Consider the following 23,325-nt stretch of genomic DNA (forward strand, 5'->3'; position numbering starts at 1 on the left):
GACCAACGCGTTGGCGACGGCAAGGATATACATGGCGCCGGTATAGAGGGCAGTGGCGCGTGCGCAGGCAGTTTGCTGCTGTCTCCCCTCCGGCAGACGCCACTTTGAATTACCGGACCCGGTTTGCCTCCGCCTCCGGCTTGCGGATCAGTGGAGCGGCCTGAAGCACGAGAGCATCCAGGCCATTCTCCTCTTTCTCGAGAATTTCAAACAACTGCCGCCGCATGCGCCGCTCCCAGAATTTGTTGATGTGCGTGGCGACGCCTTGCGCGGCCTCGTCTTGCGGCTGGCTTTTGAAAAAGGTGGCGATCTGGTTTGCCATATAGACAAGCTTGGTTTTGGTATCATGCGACATCGGCGATGCTTCCGGGCGAGATGCGGTGCGGGTGTGTGAAAATCTCGAAATCTTCGCCGCGCACCAGCGCGACGAGCGTCATGCCGGCCGCTTCGGCCGTGCGGATGGCAAGGGCCGTCGGCGCTGAAATGGCAATGAGCGCTGGGCTGCCGAGGATCGCCGCCTTCTGCACCATTTCCACCGACAGTCGGCTGGTGACGACGACTGCGCCGTTTCCGCCGCTTTCGCCGGCGCGGATGACGGCGCCGCAGAGTTTGTCCAGCGCGTTATGGCGGCCGACATCTTCGCGAACCGCGATCAGCCCGCGGCCGGGAAGGTAGAATCCAGCGCCATGGACGGCCCGCGTCTCCCGATGCAGCGGCTGCGCATCGTTCAGAAGCGAAACGGCCTGAACGATATCCGCATGAGACAGCGTCAACGGCGATGCCGAGACATCGGGCACCGGCCGCACCGCCTGTTCGATCGATTCGATGCCGCAGAGCCCACAGCCGACTGGTCCGGCCATGCTGCGGCGGCGCGCCCGCAGCCGATCGGCGACGTCGTCGGTAAGGCTGACCTGCACGTCGATGCCCTGCCCCCCCTCGACGATCTCGACGGCGGATATCTCCGCCGGCTTGGCGATAATCCCTTCCATCAGGCTGAAGCCGACGGCGAAATCCTCAAGATCCGCCGGTGTCGCCATCATCACCGCATGCGAACTGCCGCCATAGGAAAAGGCGATCGGCACTTCCTCGGGCACCATGCGCGAACCGCTGTGCATGACGCCGTTGCGGCGGGCGGTTTCGGGAGCACGGGCGGTGGTGGCGAAAGTCATCACAGACGCCTCCTCTTCTCCCCGAGGAAAGATGGGAGGATCTCGCCGACAACGCCAAATCGCCCCGGCATCGTCACTCCGCCGCTTCAAGCTTGCCGGCGATGCGGCGCGATTGCCGTGCCTGCTCGTCATATTCGAGCTGCCACTCGCTCGGCCCGTTCGACGGCGAGACCTGCACCGCCGTCACCTTATATTCCGGGCAGTTGGTCGCCCAATCGGAAAAGTCGGTGGTGATGACGTTGGCCTGCGTATTGGGATGATGGAAGGTCGTATAGACGACACCGGGCGCGACACGATCGGTGATCAACGCCCGGAGCGTAGTGTCGCCGGAGCGGCTGGCGAGCTTCACCCAGTCGCCATCGCGGACGCCGCGCTGTTCGGCATCGTGCGGATGGATCTCCAGCCGGTCCTCCGCGTGCCAGACGACATTCTCCGTCCGTCGCGTCTGTGCCCCGACATTATACTGGCTGAGGATTCGCCCGGTGGTGAGCAGAAGCGGGAAACGCGGGCCGGTGCGCTCGTCGGTCGCCACATATTCGGTGCGGATGAACTTGCCCTTGCCGCGCACGAAGCCGTTGACATGCATGATCGGCGAGCCGAGCGGGTTCTTCTCGTTGCAGGGCCACTGCACCGAGCCCATCTTGTCGAGATAATCGTAGGAAACCAGCGCGAAACTCGGCGTCGTCGCGGCGATCTCGTCCATGATCTCGGAAGGATGGGCATAGTTCCAGTCGAGCCCCATCGCCTGGGCAAGCTTCTGGGTCACTTCCCAGTCGCCATAACCGTTGCGCGGCGTCATCACCTTGCGCACGCGGTTGATTCGCCGCTCGGCATTGGTGAATGTGCCGTCCTTCTCGAGGAAGGTCGAACCCGGCAGGAAGACATGGGCGTAGTTCGCGGTTTCGTTGAGGAACAGGTCCTGCACGACGACGCATTCCATTGCCGCAAGGCCTGCCGCGACATGTTTCGTATCGGGATCGGATTGGAGAATGTCCTCGCCCTGGACGTAAAGGCCTTTGAAGGAGCCGTCGACCGCCGCATCGAGCATGTTCGGAATGCGCAGGCCCGGTTCGTCGCTGAGCTTCACACCCCAGAGCTTTTCAAAGATATCGCGCGTGGCATCGTCGGAAATATGCCGGTAGCCGGGCAGTTCGTGCGGGAATGAGCCCATGTCGCAGGAGCCCTGCACATTGTTCTGGCCGCGCAGCGGATTCACGCCGACACCGGGACGGCCGATATTGCCGGTCGCCATCGCCAGATTGGCGATCGCAATGACCGTCGTCGAACCCTGGCTGTGTTCGGTGACACCGAGGCCGTAATAGATCGCACCATTGCCGCCCTTGGCATAGAGCCTTGCCGCACCGCGCAGATCCGCCGCCGGCACCCCGGTGAAAACCTCCGTCGCTTCGGGACTATGTTGCGGTTCGGCGACGAAGGCCGCCCAGTCCTCGAATTCCGACCAGTCGCAGCGCTCGCGGATGAATGCCTCGTCGTAGAGCCCTTCGGTGACGATCACATGCGCCAACGCCGTCATGACCGCGACATTGGTGCCCGGCTTCAGCGGCAGGTGGTAGGAAGCCTCGACATGCGGCGACCGGACGATATCGGTACGGCGCGGATCGATGACGATGAGCTTCGCCCCCTGGCGCAGCCGCTTCTTCAGCCGCGAGCCGAACACCGGATGGCCATCCGTCGGGTTGGCGCCGATGATGACGACGACATCCGAATGTTCGATGCTGTCGAAATTCTGTGTGCCGGCCGAGGTTCCGAATGTCTGGCCGAGACCGTAGCCGGTCGGGGAATGGCAGACGCGGGCGCAGGTATCGACATTGTTGTTGCCGAAACCGGCGCGGACCAGCTTCTGCACCAGATAGGTTTCCTCATTGGTGCAGCGCGAGGAGGTAATGCCGCCGATCGCGTCGCGCCCATATTGATACTGAATGCGGCGGAACTCCGACGCCACATGCGCGAAGGCCTCGTCCCAGCTCACCTCCCGCCAGGGATCGCTGACCTTTTCGCGGATCATCGGGTTGAGAATGCGGTCCTTATGTGTGGAATAACCGTAGGCGAAGCGGCCTTTGACGCAGGAATGGCCGCGATTGGCTTGTCCGTCCTTCCACGGCACCATACGCACCAGCTCCTCGCCGCGCATCTCCGCCTTGAAGGAGCAACCGACGCCGCAATAGGCACAGGTTGTGACGGCCGAATGCTCCGGCTGGCCGATCTCGATCACCGATTTCTCCGTCAGCGTCGCCGTCGGACAGGCCTGGACGCAGGCGCCGCAGGAAACACATTCGGAATCCATGAAATTCTCATGCATGCCGGGTGACACGCGGGAGCCAAAACCACGCCCTTCGATCGTCAGCGCGAAGGTGCCCTGAACTTCCTCGCAGGCGCGCACGCAAAGCGAACAGACAATGCATTTGGAGGGATCATAGGTGAAATATGGATTGGACTCGTCCTTCGGCATCCATTTCAGATTGATGTCGCCGTTGCTGCGCGCCTTGACGTGATTGTCGCCCTCATAGCCGTAGCGTACGTCACGGAGGCCGACAGCACCGGCCATATCCTGCAATTGGCAATCGCCATTGGCAGCGCAGGTGAGACAGTCGAGCGGATGATCGGAAATATAAAGCTCCATCACACCGCGGCGGATATCCTTCAATCGTCCCGTCTGCGTGTGCACCACCATGTTTGCCGCCACCGGCGTCGTACAGGAGGCCGGCGTGCCGGCGCGGCCCTCGATCTCGACAAGACAGAGCCGGCAGGAGCCGAAGGCATCGACCATGTCGGTGGCGCAGAGCTTCGGCACCTCGATGCCGGCTTCCATTGAGGCGCGCATGATGGAGGTGCCCTCCGGCACGCTGATCTGCTGCCCGTCGATGGTGAGCGTCACCATGGTTTCGGATTTCGAAGCGGGAGTGCCGTAGTCGATTTCATGGATGAGAGACATGGATTGCACCTCCGCTAGATTTCAGTATCGGGCGCCTTGAGGCATGCCGCTCATCCGCCTGCCGGCACCTTCTCCCCGCAAGCGGGGCGAACGGGTATGCCGCACCACCTTCACTCGATACGCGACCTCGTGGCACGTCTCCTCTCCCCGCAGGCGGGGAGAGGGTTAGGGTGAGGGGCAACTTCGAATAAAAAACCATCACTCAGCCGCCTCCACGACCGGTGCCGGCGAAAAATCTTCCGGGAAATGCGTCATGGCGCTCATCACGGGATAGGGCGTGAAACCGCCAAGCGCACAGAGCGACCCGAATTTCATGGTATTGCAGAGATCGCCAAGCAGTACCCGGTTCTTCTCCGGCTCGATGCCGCCTGCGATCTTGTCGACCGTCTCGACGCCGCGCGTCGAACCGATGCGGCAGGGCGTGCACTTGCCGCAGCTTTCGACGGCACAGAATTCCATGGCGAAACGCGCCTGCTTCAGCATGTCGGCCGTGTCGTCGAAGACGACGATGCCGGCGTGGCCGATCAGCCCGTCCTTGGCGGCGAAGGCTTCGTAATCGAAAGGCGTATCGAACAGCGCCCGCGGGAAATAGGCGCCGAGCGGCCCGCCGACCTGAACCGCCTTGACCGGCCGGCCGGTCCTCGTGCCCCCGCCGATCCTGTCGACGATATCGCCGAGCGAAAGACCGAAGGCGGTCTCGTACAGGCCGCCATATCTGACATTGCCGGCGATCTGCAGCGGAATGGTGCCGCGCGAGCGGCCCATGCCGAAATCGCGGTAGAAGGCGGCGCCCTTCTCCATGATCACAGGCACTGAGGCCAGTGAAATCACATTGTTGATGACGGTCGGACAGTCGAACAGGCCCTTATGCGCCGGCAGCGGCGGCTTGGCGCGCACGATGCCGCGCTTGCCTTCGAGACTGTTCAAGAGAGCCGTTTCTTCACCGCAGACATAGGCGCCGGCGCCGGTGCGCACCTCGATATCGAAGGCGCGGCCCGAGCCAAGCACCGATGGGCCGAGAATGCCGCCCTGTCTGGCAATGCCGATGGCCTCGCTCATCACAGCGATCGCATGCGGATATTCCGAACGGGTGTAGACGAACCCCTTCGTGGCGCCGGTCGCGAGCCCCGCAATCGCCATGCCCTCGATCAAGACGAAGGGATCGCCTTCCATGATCATCCTGTCGGCAAAGGTGCCGCTATCGCCCTCATCGGCGTTGCAGACGATATATTTGCGTTCGCCGCTGGCATCGAGAACGGTCTTCCACTTGATGCCGGTGGGAAAACCGGCGCCGCCGCGTCCGCGCAGGCCGGAATCCGTGACTTCCTTGACGATTTCGGCAGGCGTCATCGAAACGGCGCGGCGAAGGCCGGCAAGGCCGCCATGCGCCTCATAATCGCCGAGCGAAAGCGGGTCGGTGATGCCACAGCGGGCGAAGGTCAGGCGGGTCTGTTCCTTCAGGAATGGGAGGTCTTCAACCTCCCCGAGACAGAGTGGGTGGCCGCGGCCGTTCATCATTCCCGCGTCGAACAGAGCAGGCACATCCTTTGCCTTCACCGGCCCGTAGCCGATGCGCTTGCCGGCGGCCTCGACCTCGACCAGCGGTTCCAGCCAGAACATTCCGCGCGAGCCGTTGCGCACGATCTCTGCATCGAAGCCGCGGGCGGCGATCTCCTGGGCAATCGCCTTTGCCACCTTTTCGGCCCCGAGCGCCAGCGCAGCGGCATCGCGTGGAACATAAATCTTGACTGTCATCGACGTGCCTCCGCAACGAGTTCCGCCGCCATCTGATCGTCTACGCGGCCATAAACCTCGCCGTCGAGCATCGCCGACGGGGCGCAGGCACAAAGGCCGAGACAGTAGACCGGCTCCAGCGTCACGGCGCCGTCGAGCGTCGTCTGATGAAAATCGATCCCGAGCAGCGCCTTGACGCGATCAGCCAACGCGTCGCCGCCCGTCGACTGGCAGGCCTCGGCGCGACAGAGCTTCAGCACATGGCGGCCGGCGGGATGGTCGCGATAATCGTGGTAGAATGTCATCACCCCGTGCACCTCGGCGCGCGAGAGGTTCAGTTCCTCCGCAATCACAGGCAGGGCTTCCTGCGGCACATAACCGAATTCTCGCTGAACCTCGTGCAGAATGGGAAGCAGCGGTCCTTCAAGGAAGCGAAGGTCGGCGACGATGGTCCGCGTACGCGCTGCGATATCGCCTTCGGCGATATGAATGGTCATCAGGCAGCCCTCCCGGCGGCTCGCTCGTTTCGGGATGGCAGGCCTCCCCAGCCGAGCGCCATCGTGCAGACAACATCTCAGGGAAGCCGACGACGATCAATAAAGCTATCTCGTGGATTGATAGGTTTTTTCTATCAGAGCTCCTCGTCCCGCACGAGCACTCTCGCTTCGTGCAGCAGGGCCGAAACGAGCGGGGTGAAGGGCTCCCGATAGGGTGCGACGAGGCCAACCAGATGGTGGGCTTCCGGTTCGACAATCGGAATCATCCGGATCTCCACCGGAAAACCAAATGATTTCGCCACGTTGCGCGGCATGATGCTCGCCCAGCGTCCGGTTCTGACATGCGAGAACAGCACGATCATCGAATTGGATTCGAGCGTCGGATGCACAGTGGCGCCGGCTTCTGTCAGATGCCGGTTGATGATGCGGCGGTTCTGCATGTCGGCGGTCAATAGACAAAGCCGAAGATCGCCGACCTCCTTCCAGGTCACATTGTCGCGATCGGACAGCGGGCTGCCTGCAGCAGTGATCAGATGATAGCGCTCGGCATAGAGCGGAACACTGGTGACCCGGCCGAGCGGCTCGTTTTCGAGATAGGTGATGCCGGCATCGATTTCGAGATTTTCGAGCATGCTCAGCACCTGCAGCGAGTTCCGCGAGACGATCGAGAAGGTCACTCCCGGATGTCGTTCCTGAAAGGGCGTGGTGATGCGCGATAGCATGGCGAGCGCCGTCGGAATGGCGGCAAGGCGGATATGGCCGGAAAGTCCGCGGCGGGCCGCGCGCATCTCCTCGCGCATGGTGCGGGCATCGCCGACGATGCGCCGGGCCCATTCCAGGACGCGCTGGCCCTCCGGCGTCAGCCCCTGAAAGCGCGAGCCGCGCTGCACCAGCATGACACCAAGCTGATCCTCGAGCTGCCGGATCGCGGCTGAAAGCGTCGGCTGGGAAACCCCGCACTCCTCCGCGGCGCGGCCGAAATGCTTTTCGTTGGCAAGGGCGATGAAAAATTCCAGCTTGTCGATCATCCGGTCTCCCGATCCGGCGCGAAATCATCCGGATCAGCTATCTTCGACGCAGCAACCGTGCTCCGCAAGGGCGGGTACTAATTGTTTTCAGCAGCCGGAAAAAGATCGAAGAGCGATTCAAGGAAGGCAAGCACGTTTGTATTGCCGATACGGTAATAGACCAGCCTGCCCTGACGGCGCGTATTGACGAGACCTTCGAGCCTCAAACGCGCGAGCTGCTGCGAGACCATTGCCTGCTGAATGCCGAGGATGTTTTCGATTTCACTCACCGTCCGCTCCTCGGTCGCGAGTATGCAAAGAATCAGAAGTCGAGTCTGGTGCGCCAGCGCCTTCAGCAGATCGCTCGCCTCACGAGCGTTTCCAGCGAGTTTGTGCAGTTCCTGACCGGACATTCCCGGCTCGGGCTTGGGCAATGGCATTCGACATCTCGGAAGGGAAGCAAAAAGGCAGATCAGCACAATAGCATATTCGCACACACGAATTTGCCAAAAGTGAAGAAATGTCAAAAAAGGTCTAACTAAATCAGCAGATAAGCTGGCCGCCATTGATCTCGAGGACCTGGCCGGTAATGTATCCGGAGAGCGAGGGCGCCGCCAGAAACAGATAGGCGGGAGCGCAATCCTCCGCTGTGCCCAGCCGCTGCAAGGGAATAGACTTTCTCGTCTGCTCCAGCTTTTCGCGGGAGGAATAGCGCTCGTGGAAATCCGTCTCGATCGTTCCGGGCGAGACACAATTGACGCGGATGCCATCCGGCGCGAGCTCGCGGGCAAGCGCCTTGGAATAGGTTGAAACGAAGGCTTTCGAGGCAGAATAAATCGAAGAACCGGGACTGCCGCCGGTCAGCGCGGAAATTGAAACGGTGTTGACGATGGCAGCGCCTTCCGCCGCCTTCAATGCCGGCAGCAACGCACGCGTCAGCGCCACCACCGACGTCTGGTTCAAACGCACGATCGCCTCATAATCCGTGTCAGTCAGTGTGGCAGCTGGAAAACGGCCGAGCATAGTGCCGGCGTTGTTGACGAGCACATGCACCTTGTCGAAAAAGGTAAGCGCATTTTCGGCAAATTGCGCAGCGCCGCCAGCGGCAGTGAAATCGGCGTGCAGCAACAGCGCCCGTCTTTCGGATTCAGCCGTCAGCAGAAAATCCGGCAGATCGCGCCCCGGTTTGCGTCCAGTATGGACGATCACCTTCGCGCCGCAGTCCAGGAACTGCCGGGCCACTTCGAGACCGATGCCCCGCCCGGCGCCGGTTACGATGACGTTGCGATTTTCGAATAGTCTCGGATGGAACACGAAGCTGTCCTCCTCGCGGACAATGCCGCCTGTTGCGCCATTCGCCCTTAACATATGAGCGCGCCGGCCGAAAGAAAGGCAGGCGTCATCTTTCCGCCAGAGGCTGGCGCTCTTCCCTGAAAGTTCATACTTCGATTTCGGTCTCCAGCAGCCGTGCGCCTGGCCCTTCCTCGCCGAGCTGATCGAAGGGATTGCGCAACGGACAGCTTTCGATCGACAGGCAACCGCAGCCGATGCAGCCGGTCAGACGGTCTCGCAGCAGGCTCAGCCGTCTGATTCGCGTGTCGAGTTCATCCTTCCAGCGCGCCGACAGCGTCTGCCAGTCGGCAATCGTCGGCGTGCGCCCCTGCGGCAGGGAGGCAAATGCCGTCTGGATTTCCGAAAGCGGAATGCCGACACGTTGCGCCACCTTGATGATGCCGAGCCGGCGAAGGACATCGCGTCCGTAGCGCCGCTGGTTGCCGCGCGTGCGGATACTCGAGATCAGCCCCTTGGCCTCATAGAAATGTAGCGCCGAGACGGCAAGACCACTGCGTTGCGCCACTTCGCCGACCGTCAGAAGCCTGCCGAGCGGCGTTGCAGAAATCCTATTCATGGCCTATTGACCTCAATATTAGTTGAGGTTTTATAACCGCTGCTTCCCCGGCCGTAAAGCACGAGGCGCAGGAAGGAGCTCAGTGAGATCATCCGGTCGATACAAGCTGAAATGATGGCGTCGGCGGTTGCCCGGCCCGCACCAATCGCCCTTGCCGATATTGCCGCCTGAAAGACAAGCGCTCGGGTTCCGTTCCCGGCAGGTACGGAACCTCGGAAAACACCCGGACAGGACCTCCGTCCGGGTGTTTTTTTATCTGCGCCCCATCCGACCGGGCGGACGGGTTTGCAATTTTGCGGTTGCGGCAAGAAAACCCCGATGATAGTTTTCGCCGAAATAACAGGGGAGCTCCGTGTCGCCGGGGCTGAGATGTGAGGCGCAAGCCTCCGGACCCTTCTAAGCTGATCTGGGTAATGCCAGCGGAGCGAGGTCCAAATGTATTCCGGCGCGCAAGTGTCACTCTACCGGACGTCCGGCAATTCCGTCGGCATCCCTATCGATGCCCTCAAGGCAACCGCCCCAAATCGCATCGAGACCGATGCCCTCGACAGGTTTGCGCGAACGGCCCGGCGAAAGCCTGAAATCGAACGCCGATGACATCGCCACGACCATCGGATTCGCGCCTTGCGACGCTCTATCTCGCCGTGTACCGGGCAATGCCCGCCTTGCTCGCAGGCTTTGCTTTTCTGGCGGCATGGGAACTCTATGTCGATCTTTCCGGTATCAAACCGTCCATTCTGCCGGCACCTTCGCGTATCCTTGTCCAGGGCTGGCTGAACCGAGAGGCGCTGATATCAAACACCTGGCCGACGCTCGGAGCGACACTCGGTGGTTTCGCCCTGTCGCTCGCCTTCGCCTTCGCCTCTTCGATCCTGATGGATTTCATGCCATTCATGCGCCGGGCAATGCTGCCGATCTTCATCGCCAGCCAGACTTTGCCGCTGGTGGCGATCGCGCCTCTCGTCGTCCTCTGGTTCGGTTTCGGCCTTTTGCCGAAGATATTGCTGGTGGCGCTCGTCACCTTCTTTCCGCTGCTTGTTGCCCTGCTTCAGGGCTATGAGGCGACCGATCGCGACATTGCCGAGCTCTTGAATTCGATGAAAGCGAGCCGCTGGCGCATTTTCCGCCTGGCGCGGCTTCCCTCGTCGCTGCCCTATTTCTTCGCCGGCCTTCGAATCTCGATCACCTATGCCGTCGTCGGCGCGATCTTTGCCGAATATGCCGGCGCTGCAAGCGGCCTCGGCATCTATATCCTCAACGCCAAGAACAATTTCCGTCCCGATCTCGTGCTCGCCGCCGTGATCGTCAGCGCTCTGTTGACGCTCTGCCTCTTCGCGCTGACGCTGGTTATCCAGCGTTTCGTCATGCCCTGGCAGCCATCCCAGGAGCGGCGCCGATGACCGGTCAGATGCTTGAGCTGCGCAACATCTCGAAGTCCTTCGACGGCATGAAAGTTCTAGACGACATTTCGCTCGCCGTCGCAGACGGCGAGTTCGTCTCGATCGTCGGCCCATCCGGCTCCGGAAAATCGACCGTGCTGAGACTGCTGACACAGGCGCTGCGACCCGATTCCGGCGCCATGCTTTTCAACGATGCAGCGCTGGAACAGACGCCGCATTCCTTTGCCTTCATGCCACAACGCGATGCGCTGATGCCCTGGCGCCGGATCATCGATAATGCCGCGCTCGGTCTGGAAGTGAAGGGCATGGCTCGCCGGGCTGCACGCGCCGCTGTCGCGCCCCTCTTCGAGCGGTTCGGCCTTGCCGGCTTCGAGCATCACTACCCCGCCTCTCTTTCCGGCGGCATGCGCCAACGTGCTGCGCTGCTGCGCACCGTCATCCAGGAGCAGGACATGCTGCTGCTCGACGAGCCCTTCGGCGCGCTCGATGCGCTGACCCGCACGCAGATCCAGGAGTGGCTGCAAGGCATGTGGACCGAACATCGCTGGACGGCGCTGCTGATCACCCACGATGTTCGCGAGGCCGTTTTTCTCTCCGACCGGATCTACGTGCTGTCTGCCCGTCCGGCGCGTGTCATCCGCGAATTCCGCGTTCCCCTGCCCCGCCCGAGAAGCATTGCCGATCTCGGTTCGCCGGCGGCCCAGGCGATCGAGACCGAAATCCTGCAAACCCTGCTTCATCCGCTAGAACAGGGTGGTTTTAGGCCGGTCGGCCCAAAATCTGAATCCTGTTCCAATTTAAAGAGTTAGAGTCTGATGTCGTTCGAAAACCGTACTTTTCGGCGTCATGCTCTAAAGACCTGAGGAGGTCACCATGCCGCTTCTCACCCGCCGCCAGACGATGCTCGCCGCCATCGCGACAAGCCTCGCCGGCCGCGTCGCCTTCGCTCAAGCGGCGCCCGCAAAGGTTCGTATCGCGCTCGACTGGACGCCCAACACCAATCACATCGGCATCTACGTCGCCAAGGCGAAGGGCTTCTACACGGCCGCCGGCCTCGATGTCGAAATTCTACCCTTTACCGACACGAGTGCCGGCACGCTGGTATCAAACGGGGTCGCCGATTTCGGCATCAGTAGCGAGATCGAGGCCCTGACGCAGCGTGCTGGCGGCGGTGACGTGAAGATGGTCTACGGCGTCGTCCAGACGGAAACCGCACGCCTGATCTTCAACGGCGGGCGGGACGACATCAAGAGCCCTAGAGATCTCGATGGCAAGACCTATGGAGGCTTCGGCGGCACTTGGGAAAGCGCGCTGGTCTCGGCGATGATCCGCAATGACGGCGGCAAGGGCGACGTCAAGACCGTCACCCTCGGCACCTCCGCCTATGAGGCGCTGGACAATGGCTCGATTGACTTCACGCTGGAGATCTACACCTGGGAGGGCATCGCCGCTGAGCTGGAAAATCGGCAGATCAGCCGCTTCCACTATTCCGATTACGGCATTCCCGACGAGCAGACGACAGTCATCGTTTCCAGTGACGCCTATCTCTCTGCCAGTCGAGAACACGCGCGCGCCTTCATCCAGGCCACGCGTCAAGGCTATGTCTACTCCATCGATCATCCCGACGAAGCCTGCGACCTGCTGATATCAGGAAGTAACGGTGCGCTGATGAACACGGATCTGGTGAGAGCATCTCAGAAGGCGTTGATCGAAGGCCATTTCCTGAGATCCGAGGCCGGCGTGATCGGCACGCTTGATCCGGCAAAGGCCGATGCCATTGGCGCTTTCCTGGTCGAGAACGGCATTCTCGTCGATGCGAATGGCGTCGTGCTCAAGGAGAAGCCGGACTTTTCCACCTATTACACCAACGAACTCCTCGGCTGAGCTCGCCCCGGGCCTTGCCGAGGCGGTCTTCCCAGGCAATGCTTTGCGCCTGGGCGGTTTGAGCCGAATCGGGCAGGGCGGGGAACGACATGCGAGCACAGGACAGACTGGCCGGAGCCGACTTTCTGCGCGCAATGGCCTGCTTGTTGGTGCTCGCGCATCATCTCGCGCTCCGGCTGGATATGCGCAGAATACCGGATGAATTGGCGGCGACGGCAAACGTCCTCCGCTTCGGCAATTTCGGCGTCGCCATCTTCTTCGTGCTCAGCGGCTTTCTGCTTGCCCGCCCCTTCTGGCACGCTCTCGACGCCGGCGGCGCCATGCCCAGCCTTGGGCACTACGCCATCCGCAGGTTGGCGCGCATCGCTCCGGGCTTCTGGGTCGCCACCAGCGTCAGCTTCGTCCTTAGCCTGACGCTGCTTGCCGTGCCGCTGACGCCAGAACTCGTCGTCCGCTACGTCTCGGGACTGTTGTTCATGAGCCAGTGGCATTGGCGCACGTTTTTTCCCGTCGAAGCCGATGGGCCGCTCTGGTCCATTCCCTTCGAGGTCACCAGCTATGTGCTCCTCCCGGTCGGCTTTCTCCTGCTGTTTCGCCTGCCGCTGCTACGGCAACGTCCGTTCTTCGCCCGCGCCGCCTGGCTCTGCGTCATTGCCGTCGTCCTTCTTGCTCATATGATGATCCTGAGGCTCTTTGCGCTCGACGATATCGGGCGCGGCTGGTCATATGGCCTTCAGGGTGGAGCGAAGGAATGGATGCCCAACTATAATCCGATCGGCTTCTTTGCTGTCTTCGCGCTCGGCGCGCTTGCCGCCGGCATCGAAGTGATGTTGCCCGCAAGACGATCTCCCTGGTTCGACGCCGCGGCACTCCTCGCCGTCGCGGTTGCCGCTTACCGCCTCCTCATATCCCCAGGCGGCTCGGCCGAAGGTTACGGTTGGCTTCACATCCCCTATGGATTTCCGGTCTTCCCACTGGCCGTTGCAACAGCGCTCGTTTCACTCAGCCATTCGCAGCGTCTGGGCAGGCTGCTTGATAACCCCCCCGTCCGCTACATCGCCAAGATCTCCTTCGGCATTTACATCTGGCAGGAGATCATCCTGACATTGATCCAGAGACTGGACCCCGGCTCGTTCGGCGCCTCCTCCGAGAATGTGGTCACCGGTTGGATGCAATCCTGCACACTGACAGCGGCGCTCGTTTTTCTGGTGGCAAGCCTCAGTTATTATCTGTTGGAACGACCAGTAATCGATTTTGGCAATCGTCTGACATCGCGCCGCCTCATCGGGCTACTCCTTTAGAAGTATAATTTCGGACGCCGCTCAACTAGAGGCATTAAGGTTAACGCGAAATACTCCCATTTTTGGCGTCTTTATGCTTACCGATTTCTTATTTATAACGATGACAAACCATACGTAAGCATGTATCTGTCTCCCCGCTGTTCAGTATCGCATCTAAACTTCTGGGCATTGAGTAATGTATGCTTTTACTTCGAAGATAAGTTCACGCTTCGATTCGTCTCAGCGTCAGAACAAAATCCGGACCCTGGTTGTAGCGAACTCCAACATTCGCCAACCGGACAGCTTTTCCGGTGTCGAAGGGAGGGCGGCTCTGCGATTGGCCGTAAAGCGGCTGATTGATATCGTCATCTCGGCCAGCGCTCTGCTCGTACTGGCGCCGCTTTTCCTGGCAATCGCTCTTTTCATCAAACTCGACGATGGAGGCCCCGTATTCTTCCGCCAGATCCGTTGGGGCCTGAACGGGCGGAAGATCACCGTCTTCAAGTTCCGCTCGATGCACATCGAAGCTTGCGATCCCAGCGGCATTCAGCAGACCGTCAAGGGCGACAGCCGGGTGACCGGCTTCGGCGCTATGCTCCGCAGGACCAACATTGACGAGCTGCCGCAGCTTCTGAACGTCCTCAGGGGCGACATGTCCCTGGTCGGGCCGCGCTGCCATGCCATCAACATGCGCGCAGCCGGCCGGCTCTACGAAGAATTGGTGCCGAACTACCACCATCGTCACGTCATGCGCCCCGGCATCACCGGCCTCGCGCAGACACGCGGCTGGCGCGGGCCGACCGCACGGCCGCTGCAAGCCCGGGCCCGGATCGCCTGCGATATCTATTATGTCAGGCATTTCAGTCTGCTGCTCGACCTGAAAATCCTGTTCAAGACGCTGGTCATCGAGCTGCGCGGCGGCACCGGCTTCTAGGGCAATTCCAGGAAAAGTATGGAACGGTTTTCCGTTCGGAATCGCGTAAAACGAAATCTTAGGGCGATTCTGCGCTTCGGTGAAAACCTGAACCGCTCTCGAACCCTCCTGGTTGGTCCATAGCGTCGCGCGCGCAAAAGTGCGACACTGCGAAAAGGACATCAGCCAAACGAAGCGCTAAAGCGCGAGAAGCAAGTCAGCAACGCGAGTATCAAGGGCCGTAGCACCTTTGCGCGCCCTGAAGACGCGCGGCGCTGCAAATGTGGCCTCTCGGTCATGAGCCGGACAAAAGCGGTTTTGAATGCCCGCTCTTTTTCAAATCTTTGATGAGGCGCTTCAAGTTCCCTCGCAGAAACAAAAAAGCGGCCTCGCGGGCCGCCTTTCATCGAAGCCGTCGATTGGTCAATCCTGCTGGACGATGCCGCTAAGATGCGTCAGTTCCATGATGAAATGCTCGAGCTTCGACTTGTGCTCGTGCAACTCGGCATGTTCGAGTTCCTTGCGGGCTGCCTCGATGCGACGGGTCAGTTCGTCCTTATGGAGTTCCTCGACTGGAACGGCGGACTCTGCCAGCAACGTGCAGCCGGTCGGCAGAATGTCGGCAAAGCCGCCGAACACGACATAGTCCTGCTTCTTCCCAGAAGCTGAACGCACGCTCACGACACCCGGCTTGACCGTCGTCATCGTCGGCGCATGGTGCGCCATCACGGTCATCTCGCCCTCAGTCGCGGGAATGACGACCTCGGTCACCATCTCCGACAGCAGCAGACGCTCCGGCGAAACGAGCTCAAAGTTGAAATTGTCAGCCATCAGTGACTTACCTTCTCGGCTATGGCTTTTGCATCTTGCAATTTGGTCCCGCAGAACGGGCAGTGCAGTATCGCCTGGTCGAGATATCCGAGACCTTCTTCGGTCTGAACCAGTCCCACGACCATCATGATCACGCCATTATCGGCACGGTAGATGGTCGGTGCGGCTGGCTCTGGGAGTTCCGCTACGACCCCTTTTAGCGAGTCGCAGCAGAATATCTCGTCCTTAGCGTCGCTCATCAAGCAGCAGCGAGCTTCTTGGCCTTTTCGATGGCTTCATCGATCGAACCGACCATGTAGAAGGCAGCTTCCGGCAGGTTGTCGTATTCACCGTTGACGAGGCCCTTGAAGCCCTTGATCGTGTCTTCCAGAGCAACCAGCTTGCCCGGCGAGCCGGTGAAGACTTCGGCGACGAAGAAGGGCTGCGACAGGAAGCGCTCGATCTTGCGGGCGCGGGCGACGGCAAGCTTGTCTTCTTCAGACAGTTCGTCCATGCCGAGGATGGCGATGATGTCCTGCAGGGCCTTGTAGCGCTGCAGCGTAGACTGAACCTTACGAGCGACCTCGTAGTGCTCTTCGCCGACGACCATCGGGTCGAGCATGCGCGAGGTGGAGTCGAGCGGGTCGACGGCCGGGTAGATACCCTTTTCAGCGATCGAGCGCGACAGAACGGTCGTTGCGTCCAAGTGGGCGAACGAGGTTGCCGGTGCCGGGTCGGTCAAGTCGTCGGCCGGAACGTAAATGGCCTGAACCGAGGTGATCGAGCCGGTCGTCGTCGTGGTGATGCGTTCCTGCATCGAGCCCATGTCGGTTGCGAGCGTCGGCTGATAACCCACGGCCGAAGGAATACGGCCGAGCAGAGCCGACACTTCCGAGCCTGCCTGCGTGAAGCGGAAGATGTTGTCGACGAAGAACAGAACGTCCTGGCCCTGGTCGCGGAAGTGTTCTGCAACCGTCAAACCCGTCAGAGCGACGCGAGCGCGGGCGCCCGGCGGTTCGTTCATCTGACCGTAAACGAGCGCAGCCTTGGAGCCTTCGCCACCACCATGCTTGTTGACGCCCGATTCGATCATTTCATGGTAGAGGTCGTTGCCTTCGCGGGTACGCTCACCCACGCCTGCGAAGACCGAGTAACCACCGTGCGCCTTGGCGACGTTGTTGATCAGCTCCATGATGAGAACGGTCTTGCCGACGCCGGCGCCGCCGAACAGGCCGATCTTGCCGCCCTTTGCGTAAGGAGCGAGAAGGTCGACTACCTTGATGCCGGTGACGAGGATCTGCGCTTCCGTGGACTGCTCGACGTAAGCCGGAGCGTCCTGGTGGATGGCGCGCCTGTGAGCGGTGGTCAGCGGGCCCGCTTCATCGACCGGCTCGCCGATGACGTTCATGATACGGCCGAGCGTTTCGTCGCCGACGGGAACCGAGATCGGAGCGCCGGTATCGATGACCTGCTGACCGCGAACGAGGCCTTCGCTCGAGTCCATCGCGATGGTGCGGACTTCGTTTTCGCCCAGATGCTGAGCGACTTCGAGAACCAGGCGGACGCCGTTGTTGTCGGTTTCAAGCGCGTTCAAAATCGCCGGCAGTTCGCCTTCGAAAGCAACGTCGACGACGGCGCCGATAACCTGGGTGACTTTGCCGACAGAGCGGGTAGCTGCCTCAGCCATATTCTTACCCTCTTTCCTAACTCAGAGCGCTTCCGCGCCCGAAATGATTTCAATCAATTCCTTGGTGATCTGAGCCTGACGCTGACGGTTGTAGCTCAGCGTCAGCTTGTTGATCATCTCACCGGCATTGCGCGTCGCATTGTCCATCGCGCTCATCTTGGCGCCCATCTCGCCCGCGACGTTCTCAAGGAGAGCACGGAAGATCTGGACGGAGATATTGCGCGGGATCAGGTCGTCGAGGATCGACGCCGGATCCGGCTCGTATTCATAGACGGCGCCTGCATGTTCTGCATCCTGGGCGACGGCTTCCGGAGCCTTGGCCGGGATGAGTTGCTGGGCGGTCGGAACCTGTGAGATGACCGACTTGAACTCGGAGTAGAACAGCGTGCAGATGTCGAACTCACCGGCCTCGTACATCTCGATGACGCGCTTTCCGATCTGGTCGGCATTCTCGAAACCGATCTTCTTGACTTCGCGCAGTTCCTTGCGCTCGATGATCAGCGATGCATATTCACGCCGCAGGATATCGTAGCCCTTCTTGCCGACGGTGAAGATCTTCACCGTCTTGCCCTCGGCAAGCAGCCTGCGGACATGGTCGCGCGCAAAGCGGGCAATCTGCGAGTTGAAACCGCCGCAAAGACCGCGTTCGGCCGTGCAAACCACCAGCAGATGGACCTGGTCCTTGCCGGTGCCGGTCATCAGCGCCGGCGCGCCATCCGCCTCGGTGACGGCCTTGGCAATGTTCGCCAGAACCGCACCCATGCGCTGCGAATAGGGCCGGGCGGCCTCGGCCGCCTCCTGCGCACGCCGAAGCTTCGCCGCGGCGACCATTTTCATCGCCTTGGTGATCTTCTGCGTCGCCTTGACGGAGGCGATCCGGTTTTTCAGATCCTTAAGTGAAGGCATCCGTTATCCGTCCTAACTGGGCCCGATTACTGGAAAGACTTGGCGAAGCTATCGAGAGCAGCGGTGAGCTTGCCCCGAGTATCGTCGCTGATTGCCTTTTCCGTGCGGATCGCATCGAGGATGGCCGAGCCTTCCGAGCGCAGATAGGACAGCAGGCCCTGTTCGAACTTGCCGACCTGAGCGACCGGCAGCTTGTCGAGGTAGCCATTGACACCTGCGAAAATCACGGCGACCTGCTCTTCCGTCTTCAGCGGCGAGAACTGCGGCTGCTTCAGGAGTTCGGTCAGGCGTGCACCGCGGTTCAAGAGGCGCTGCGTCGCAGCGTCGAGGTCCGAACCGAACTGGGCGAAGGCGGCCATCTCGCGATACTGGGCGAGTTCGCCCTTGATCGAACCGGCAACCTGCTTCATCGCCTTGATCTGGGCTGAGGAACCGACGCGCGAAACCGACAGGCCGACGTTAACGGCCGGGCGGATACCCTGGTAGAACAGGTCGGTTTCAAGGAAGATCTGACCGTCGGTGATCGAGATCACGTTGGTTGGAATGAAGGCCGAAACGTCGTTGCCCTGCGTTTCGATGACAGGCAGAGCGGTCAGCGAACCGGCGCCCTTGTCGTCGTTCATCTTTGCGGCGCGCTCGAGCAGGCGCGAATGCAGGTAGAAAACGTCGCCCGGATAGGCTTCGCGGCCCGGCGGACGGCGCAGCAGCAGCGACATCTGACGGTAAGCGACAGCCTGCTTGGACAGGTCGTCATAGCCGATCAGCGCGTGCTGAGCGTTGTCGCGGAAGTATTCGCCCATTGCGCAACCTGCGAACGGAGCGAGGAACTGCATCGGAGCCGGATCGGAAGCGGTCGCAGCGACGATGATCGAGTACTTCAGGGCGCCGCGCTCTTCGAGAACCTTGACGAACTGGGCAACCGTGGAGCGCTTCTGGCCGACGGCGACGTAGACGCAGTAGAGCTTGTCGTTGTCGGGGCCGTTGTCGTGGATTGGCTTCTGGTTCAGGAAGGTGTCGAGCAGGATGGCGGTCTTGCCGGTCTGGCGGTCGCCGATGACGAGCTCGCGCTGGCCGCGGCCGACGGGGATCAGAGCGTCGATGGCCTTGAGGCCGGTCGACATCGGCTCGTGAACCGACTTGCGCGGAATGATGCCTGGAGCCTTGACGTCAACGCGCGCACGGCGGGTCGCGTTTATCGGGCCCTTGCCGTCGATCGGGTTGCCGAGAGCGTCGACGACGCGGCCGAGCAGCTCCGGACCGACCGGCACGTCGACGATGGCGCCGGTGCGCTTGACGGTGTCGCCTTCCTTGATGTCGCGGTCGGAGCCGAAAATAACGACACCAACGTTGTCGGATTCAAGGTTCAGGGCCATGCCGCGGATGCCGCCGGGAAACTCGACCATTTCACCAGCCTGAACATTGTCCAGACCGTAAACGCGAGCGATACCGTCACCGACGGAGAGAACCTGGCCGACTTCCGAGACTTCTGCCTCTTTGCCGAAATTTTTGATCTGGTCTTTGAGAATTGCGGAAATTTCCGCGGCGCGGATATCCATCAGCCGACCTCTTTCAATGCAAGCTTAAGGGTAGAGAGTTTGGTACGAAGAGACGTATCAATCTGACGGGACCCGACCTTGACGATCAGACCACCAAGAATTGACGGATCAACCGTGACAGCAATTGCCACGTCTTTGCCGGTGACGCCCTTCAGCGCCGCCTTCAATTCATTTTCCTGCTCTGCTGAGAGAGCATGGGCCGAGGTGACCTCGGCAGAAATTTCGCCGCGATGATTGGCGGCGATCAGCCGGAAGGCCTTGATCATGCCGGGCAGAGCGAAGAGGCGGCGGTTGCGCGCCACGACCTTCAGGAAGTTGGCGAAGAAGCCCGAGATGCCGGCCTTTTCACTGATGGCGACGATGGCCTTCAGCTGGTCCTCGGCAGAGAAAACCGGGCTCAGTATGAAGCGCTTCAAATCATCGCTCTCATCCAGCATCGCCTGGAAACGGTCAAGGTCTGCAGTTACGGTAGCGACGGCACCCTCTTCGAGCGCCAGCTCGAAAAGCGACGAGGCATAGCGCTCTGCAACACCAGAAGTAAGCTGGGACGTGTCTGCCACTGGCACAAATTTCCCTGATTTCAATCCAAAATCCGGCTCTCGGCGGGCGCCGAACCTATGATCTTGAATTCGTTTTGATTTCCCCCAGAAATCACAAGAGAAGCCTCTTGCTTCTTCCGAAATTCGGGGTCCGTCTAACATAGGATGTTCGGACTCGCAACACGCGTAACGTCCGAATACGCCTTTCGCATGAATTTCTGTTCGCAAAATTGCGCAAAGGCTTCCGGACAGGCCGCGAAGGCGGCCCGCCAGCGGTGAAATTCACGTTTGAATGAAGCCGAAAACATAAAGCAGCGGTAACGCAGCAAGCACGACTTGCACAACCAGAAGTAAATAGTTGACCAGATTGCTCCCCTTATCGGACAGGATCGATATGATCCGCGCAAAGGCAGCCATGCTGAAGGAGGCGCCGAGCGCCATGTAGATCCAATCCTGCGCAAGCAGGATCGCTGAGAGCCCGAAGCCGAGATAGAAGCCGCCCATCGAGCGTCCCTCGCCATATCCTTCCGACCGCCCCTCCTGCACCTGCAAGCCGAGAAGACGGAAAGCATGGCCCGGCGCAAACATCATGATGAAACCGGCCAGCGCCGTGAAAGCGGCAGAGCAGAAGGCGAGTTGCTCGCCGAGTTCGGTCGGAAAATAGAATTCCATGCATCGGCCCCTAATCGCCCGGATGATTCGCTGTTTTATGGCATGCGCTCGAAAAGGAGGAAATGGCGGCGTACTATTTTAAAGAAAGCTCTGGGGATCAATGTCGAGCTGCACCTGCACCGACCCGCGCTCCTTCGGAGATTGCGACAGCATCGCCCGCAGAAATCCCTGCATGTCGGAGTTGCGCCGTCCGTGGACCAAAAGGCGGAAGCGGTGGCGGCCGCGCACCAGGGCAAGCGGCGCTTCCGCCGGGCCGAGCACTGAGATGCCGGAGACCTGGGGTGCTGCGTTGCGCATGCCGCGCGCATGATTTTCCGCGTCTTGGCGCATTTCGGCCGAAACGATGATCGAGGCGAGCCGGCCGAACGGCGGCAATGCTGCACGTTCGCGCTCGGTGATTTCGCGCTCGTAAAAGGCATCGGAGTCGCCGGAAACGATTGCCTGCATGACCGGGTGCTGCGGCTGGTAGGTTTGCAGCAGCCCATGGCTCTTCAGGCCTGTCCGCCCGGCGCGGCCCGTCACCTGCGACAGAAGCTGGAAAGTGCGTTCGGCCGCGCGCGGATCGCCATTGGCAAGACCGAGGTCGGCATCGACGATGCCGACCAGCGTCATCAGCGGAAAATTATGCCCCTTGGCGACGAGCTGGGTGCCGATGACGATATCGGCCTCACCCTTCGCGATCGCATCCAGCTCCAGCCGCAGCCGCTTCACGCCGCCCATCATGTCCGAGGAGAGGACGATCGTCCGCGCCTCAGGGAAATGTCGTTCCACCTCTTCGGCGATGCGCTCGACGCCTGGCCCGCAGGCGACCAGATGGTCGAGCGTCCCGCATTCCGGGCATGCCTCGGGCGTGCGCTCGGCATGACCACATTGATGGCACTGCAACTGCTTGCGGAAGCGATGCTCGACTAGCCAGCTCGAACATTGCGGGCATTGGAAGCGGTGACCGCAGACCCGGCAGAGCGTCAGCGGCGCATAGCCGCGCCGATTGAGAAAAAGCAGCGCCTGCTCCCGCCTCTCCACCGTCTTGCCGATCGCCCGGATCAGCACCGGCGACAGGAAGCCACCCCGCTCCGGCGCGTGTCTGCGCATATCGATGAGATGCAGGTCCGGCAGCGCCGCGTCGCCGAAACGCGTGGGCAGGTGGACAGTGCTGTAGCGGCCGTTCTGCCCATTGACCTGGCTTTCGACCGATGGTGTCGCAGAGACCAGGATGACGGGAAAATCGCCGATGCGGCCGCGCACGACGGCCATGTCACGGGCATTGTAGAAGACCCGATCTTCCTGCTTGTAAGCGGGATCATGCTCCTCGTCGACGATGATGAGGCCGAGATTCTCGAAAGGCAGGAAGAGCGCCGAGCGGGCGCCGGCCACGACGCGCACTTCGCCGGTCACCGCCTGGCGCCAGACTTTTTCGCGCATGCGCGGGGCGAGATCGGAATGCCATTCGGCCGGCTTTGCTCCGAAGCGATCCTGAAAACGCTCGAGGAAACTGGCCGTCAGCGCGATCTCCGGCAGCAGGATCAGCACCTGCTTGCCACGTTTCAGGGTCTCGGCGATCGCCTCGAAATAGACTTCCGTCTTGCCGGAACCCGTGACGCCATCGATCAGCGACACCGAAAATTCGCCCCTGCGGACGTCGGAAACGATTTCCGCCGCCGCCTCTTTCTGCGGCCCTTCGAGGCGCGCGGCGGCAAAGTCGGGATCCGGCATCGCCACGACGGGCGGCGGCGGCAGGAACACCGTTTCGAAAATGCCGAGCGTGACCAGTCCATCGACCACGCTCGTCGAAACACCGGCCGCATGCGCCAGACCGCTGCGCGTCCAGGAGAGACCGTCGGAGGCGGCCGCGAGCACGCGCGCACGCGCCGGTGTCATCCGCTCAGGTTCGCCGCCGACGAATTTCAGCCCCTCCACCATAGGCTCCGGCTCGAAGGCGTTCGGCGCCCTGAGCGCCATGCGCGCGACGAGACCGGGCGGGGAGAGCGTATAGCTCGCCACCCAATCGATGAAATCCCGCATTTCCTTGGAAAGCGGCGGGCAATCGAAGACATGGCTGATCGGCCGAAGCTTCTTCGGATCGACGCCATCTTCGCCGCCGTCCCAGACGACACCGATCACCTGCCGCGGCCCGAGCGGCACCTGCACGACCGAGCCGGGCTCGACCGCCATGCCCTCAGGCACCGAGTAGGAATAGGGTTTCGGCGCCGGCATCGGCACCAGCACCGGAACCGTTCGGTTCGCGGGCGGTGCTTCGAAAAGCGCGCCAAAGAGATCGGACGAATCTATGCTCATCGCGCGAGACCATGCCCGCAAATCGCTGGAATTGGAACCGCAAAGACGCGATGGCTCGTCGGGGGAGAATGTGGATAACGAAGACGCGCCAAGACGGACCGCGTCTTGACGAAA

General features: G+C 61.2%; 21 protein-coding genes, 1 pseudogene and 1 riboswitch. Of the genes and pseudogenes, 5 read left to right on the forward strand and 17 right to left on the reverse strand.

Features of this window, described 5'->3' with window-relative positions:
* Positions 1-109 precede the first annotated feature (109 nt).
* The 9 genes from FHT70_RS23015 to soxR all read right to left on the reverse strand — a co-directional run bounded on the left by FHT70_RS23015 (position 110) and on the right by soxR (position 9,269).
* Positions 110-355 carry a formate dehydrogenase subunit delta gene (locus FHT70_RS23015; protein ID WP_085779673.1) on the reverse strand — a complete coding sequence of 82 codons (246 nt, stop codon included), beginning with the start codon at positions 353-355 and terminating at the stop codon, positions 110-112.
* Positions 345-1,169, reverse strand: coding sequence for a formate dehydrogenase accessory sulfurtransferase FdhD (gene fdhD, locus FHT70_RS23020; protein WP_183705096.1), 825 nt, complete (start codon positions 1,167-1,169; stop codon positions 345-347). The genes FHT70_RS23015 and fdhD overlap by 11 nt, the downstream gene beginning before the upstream one ends.
* Positions 1,170-1,242: 73 nt before the next feature.
* Complete coding sequence (fdhF, locus tag FHT70_RS23025) at positions 1,243-4,122, reverse strand: formate dehydrogenase subunit alpha (protein WP_183705097.1); 2,880 nt, start codon at positions 4,120-4,122, stop codon at positions 1,243-1,245.
* Positions 4,123-4,320: 198 nt separating this feature from the next.
* A complete protein-coding gene (locus tag FHT70_RS23030) occupies positions 4,321-5,877 on the reverse strand; it encodes an NADH-quinone oxidoreductase subunit NuoF (protein WP_183705098.1) in 1,557 nt (518 codons plus the stop codon).
* Entirely contained in the window at positions 5,874-6,353 is a 480-nt protein-coding gene (locus tag FHT70_RS23035) for a formate dehydrogenase subunit gamma (protein ID WP_183705099.1), read from the reverse strand. Before FHT70_RS23035 ends, FHT70_RS23030 begins: the two co-directional genes overlap by 4 nt.
* A gap of 134 nt (positions 6,354-6,487) precedes the next feature.
* The gene (locus tag FHT70_RS23040) at positions 6,488-7,381 is read right to left on the reverse strand and encodes a LysR family transcriptional regulator (RefSeq protein WP_085779679.1); all 894 of its coding nucleotides are present in this window, start codon (positions 7,379-7,381) and stop codon (positions 6,488-6,490) included.
* A gap of 77 nt (positions 7,382-7,458) precedes the next feature.
* Positions 7,459-7,800, reverse strand: coding sequence for a metalloregulator ArsR/SmtB family transcription factor (locus FHT70_RS23045; RefSeq protein WP_085779680.1), 342 nt, complete (start codon positions 7,798-7,800; stop codon positions 7,459-7,461).
* 103 nt (positions 7,801-7,903) lie between these two features.
* A complete protein-coding gene (locus tag FHT70_RS23050; protein WP_183705180.1) occupies positions 7,904-8,674 on the reverse strand; it encodes an SDR family oxidoreductase in 771 nt (256 codons plus the stop codon).
* Between the two features lie 124 nt (positions 8,675-8,798).
* Entirely contained in the window at positions 8,799-9,269 is a 471-nt protein-coding gene (soxR, locus tag FHT70_RS23055; protein WP_085779681.1) for a redox-sensitive transcriptional activator SoxR, read from the reverse strand.
* Positions 9,270-9,600: 331 nt separating this feature from the next.
* Positions 9,601-9,714: riboswitch (TPP riboswitch) on the forward strand.
* A gap of 148 nt (positions 9,715-9,862) precedes the next feature.
* Between soxR and FHT70_RS23060 the strand changes: the two genes are divergently transcribed.
* The 5 genes and pseudogenes from FHT70_RS23060 to FHT70_RS23080 all read left to right on the forward strand — a co-directional run bounded on the left by FHT70_RS23060 (position 9,863) and on the right by FHT70_RS23080 (position 14,767).
* Positions 9,863-10,669, forward strand: a complete 807-nt coding sequence (locus FHT70_RS23060) for an ABC transporter permease (RefSeq protein WP_097598145.1) — start codon at positions 9,863-9,865, stop codon at positions 10,667-10,669.
* Positions 10,666-11,478, forward strand: a complete 813-nt coding sequence (locus FHT70_RS23065; protein ID WP_097598146.1) for an ABC transporter ATP-binding protein — start codon at positions 10,666-10,668, stop codon at positions 11,476-11,478. Before FHT70_RS23060 ends, FHT70_RS23065 begins: the two co-directional genes overlap by 4 nt.
* A 64-nt stretch (positions 11,479-11,542) precedes the next feature.
* Positions 11,543-12,553: an ABC transporter substrate-binding protein gene (locus FHT70_RS23070; protein WP_183705100.1), complete on the forward strand. Its 1,011-nt coding sequence runs from the start codon at positions 11,543-11,545 to the stop codon at positions 12,551-12,553.
* Between the two features lie 89 nt (positions 12,554-12,642).
* Positions 12,643-13,862 (forward strand): annotated as a pseudogene (locus tag FHT70_RS23075) (acyltransferase).
* 167 nt (positions 13,863-14,029) lie between these two features.
* Positions 14,030-14,767: a sugar transferase gene (locus FHT70_RS23080; RefSeq protein WP_085779685.1), complete on the forward strand. Its 738-nt coding sequence runs from the start codon at positions 14,030-14,032 to the stop codon at positions 14,765-14,767.
* Positions 14,768-15,169: 402 nt separating this feature from the next.
* On the opposite strand, the gene FHT70_RS23085 is transcribed toward FHT70_RS23080, so the two are convergent.
* The 8 genes from FHT70_RS23085 to FHT70_RS23120 all read right to left on the reverse strand — a co-directional run bounded on the left by FHT70_RS23085 (position 15,170) and on the right by FHT70_RS23120 (position 23,211).
* Entirely contained in the window at positions 15,170-15,577 is a 408-nt protein-coding gene (locus tag FHT70_RS23085; protein ID WP_085779686.1) for a F0F1 ATP synthase subunit epsilon, read from the reverse strand.
* Positions 15,577-15,816, reverse strand: a complete 240-nt coding sequence (locus tag FHT70_RS23090) for a hypothetical protein (protein WP_097598149.1) — start codon at positions 15,814-15,816, stop codon at positions 15,577-15,579. Before FHT70_RS23090 ends, FHT70_RS23085 begins: the two co-directional genes overlap by 1 nt.
* Positions 15,816-17,243 (reverse strand): F0F1 ATP synthase subunit beta, encoded by a 1,428-nt coding sequence (gene atpD / locus FHT70_RS23095; RefSeq protein WP_183705101.1) that lies wholly within the window; start codon positions 17,241-17,243, stop codon positions 15,816-15,818. The genes FHT70_RS23090 and atpD overlap by 1 nt, the downstream gene beginning before the upstream one ends.
* Positions 17,244-17,264: 21 nt before the next feature.
* Complete coding sequence (locus FHT70_RS23100; RefSeq protein WP_097598151.1) at positions 17,265-18,149, reverse strand: F0F1 ATP synthase subunit gamma; 885 nt, start codon at positions 18,147-18,149, stop codon at positions 17,265-17,267.
* Between the two features lie 26 nt (positions 18,150-18,175).
* On the reverse strand, positions 18,176-19,705 hold the full coding sequence (atpA, locus tag FHT70_RS23105) for a F0F1 ATP synthase subunit alpha (RefSeq protein WP_008527976.1): 1,530 nt from the start codon (positions 19,703-19,705) through the stop codon (positions 18,176-18,178).
* The gene (locus tag FHT70_RS23110) at positions 19,705-20,271 is read right to left on the reverse strand and encodes a F0F1 ATP synthase subunit delta (protein WP_085779690.1); all 567 of its coding nucleotides are present in this window, start codon (positions 20,269-20,271) and stop codon (positions 19,705-19,707) included. The genes atpA and FHT70_RS23110 overlap by 1 nt, the downstream gene beginning before the upstream one ends.
* A 255-nt stretch (positions 20,272-20,526) precedes the next feature.
* Complete coding sequence (locus FHT70_RS23115) at positions 20,527-20,916, reverse strand: DUF4345 domain-containing protein (RefSeq protein ID WP_097598153.1); 390 nt, start codon at positions 20,914-20,916, stop codon at positions 20,527-20,529.
* A 78-nt stretch (positions 20,917-20,994) separates the two neighbouring features.
* Positions 20,995-23,211: a primosomal protein N' gene (locus tag FHT70_RS23120; RefSeq protein WP_097598154.1), complete on the reverse strand. Its 2,217-nt coding sequence runs from the start codon at positions 23,209-23,211 to the stop codon at positions 20,995-20,997.
* Positions 23,212-23,325: the final 114 nt, after the last annotated feature.

This window comes from Rhizobium sp. BK049 (assembly GCF_014193135.1).
Classification (GTDB): Bacteria; Pseudomonadota; Alphaproteobacteria; order Rhizobiales; family Rhizobiaceae; genus Rhizobium.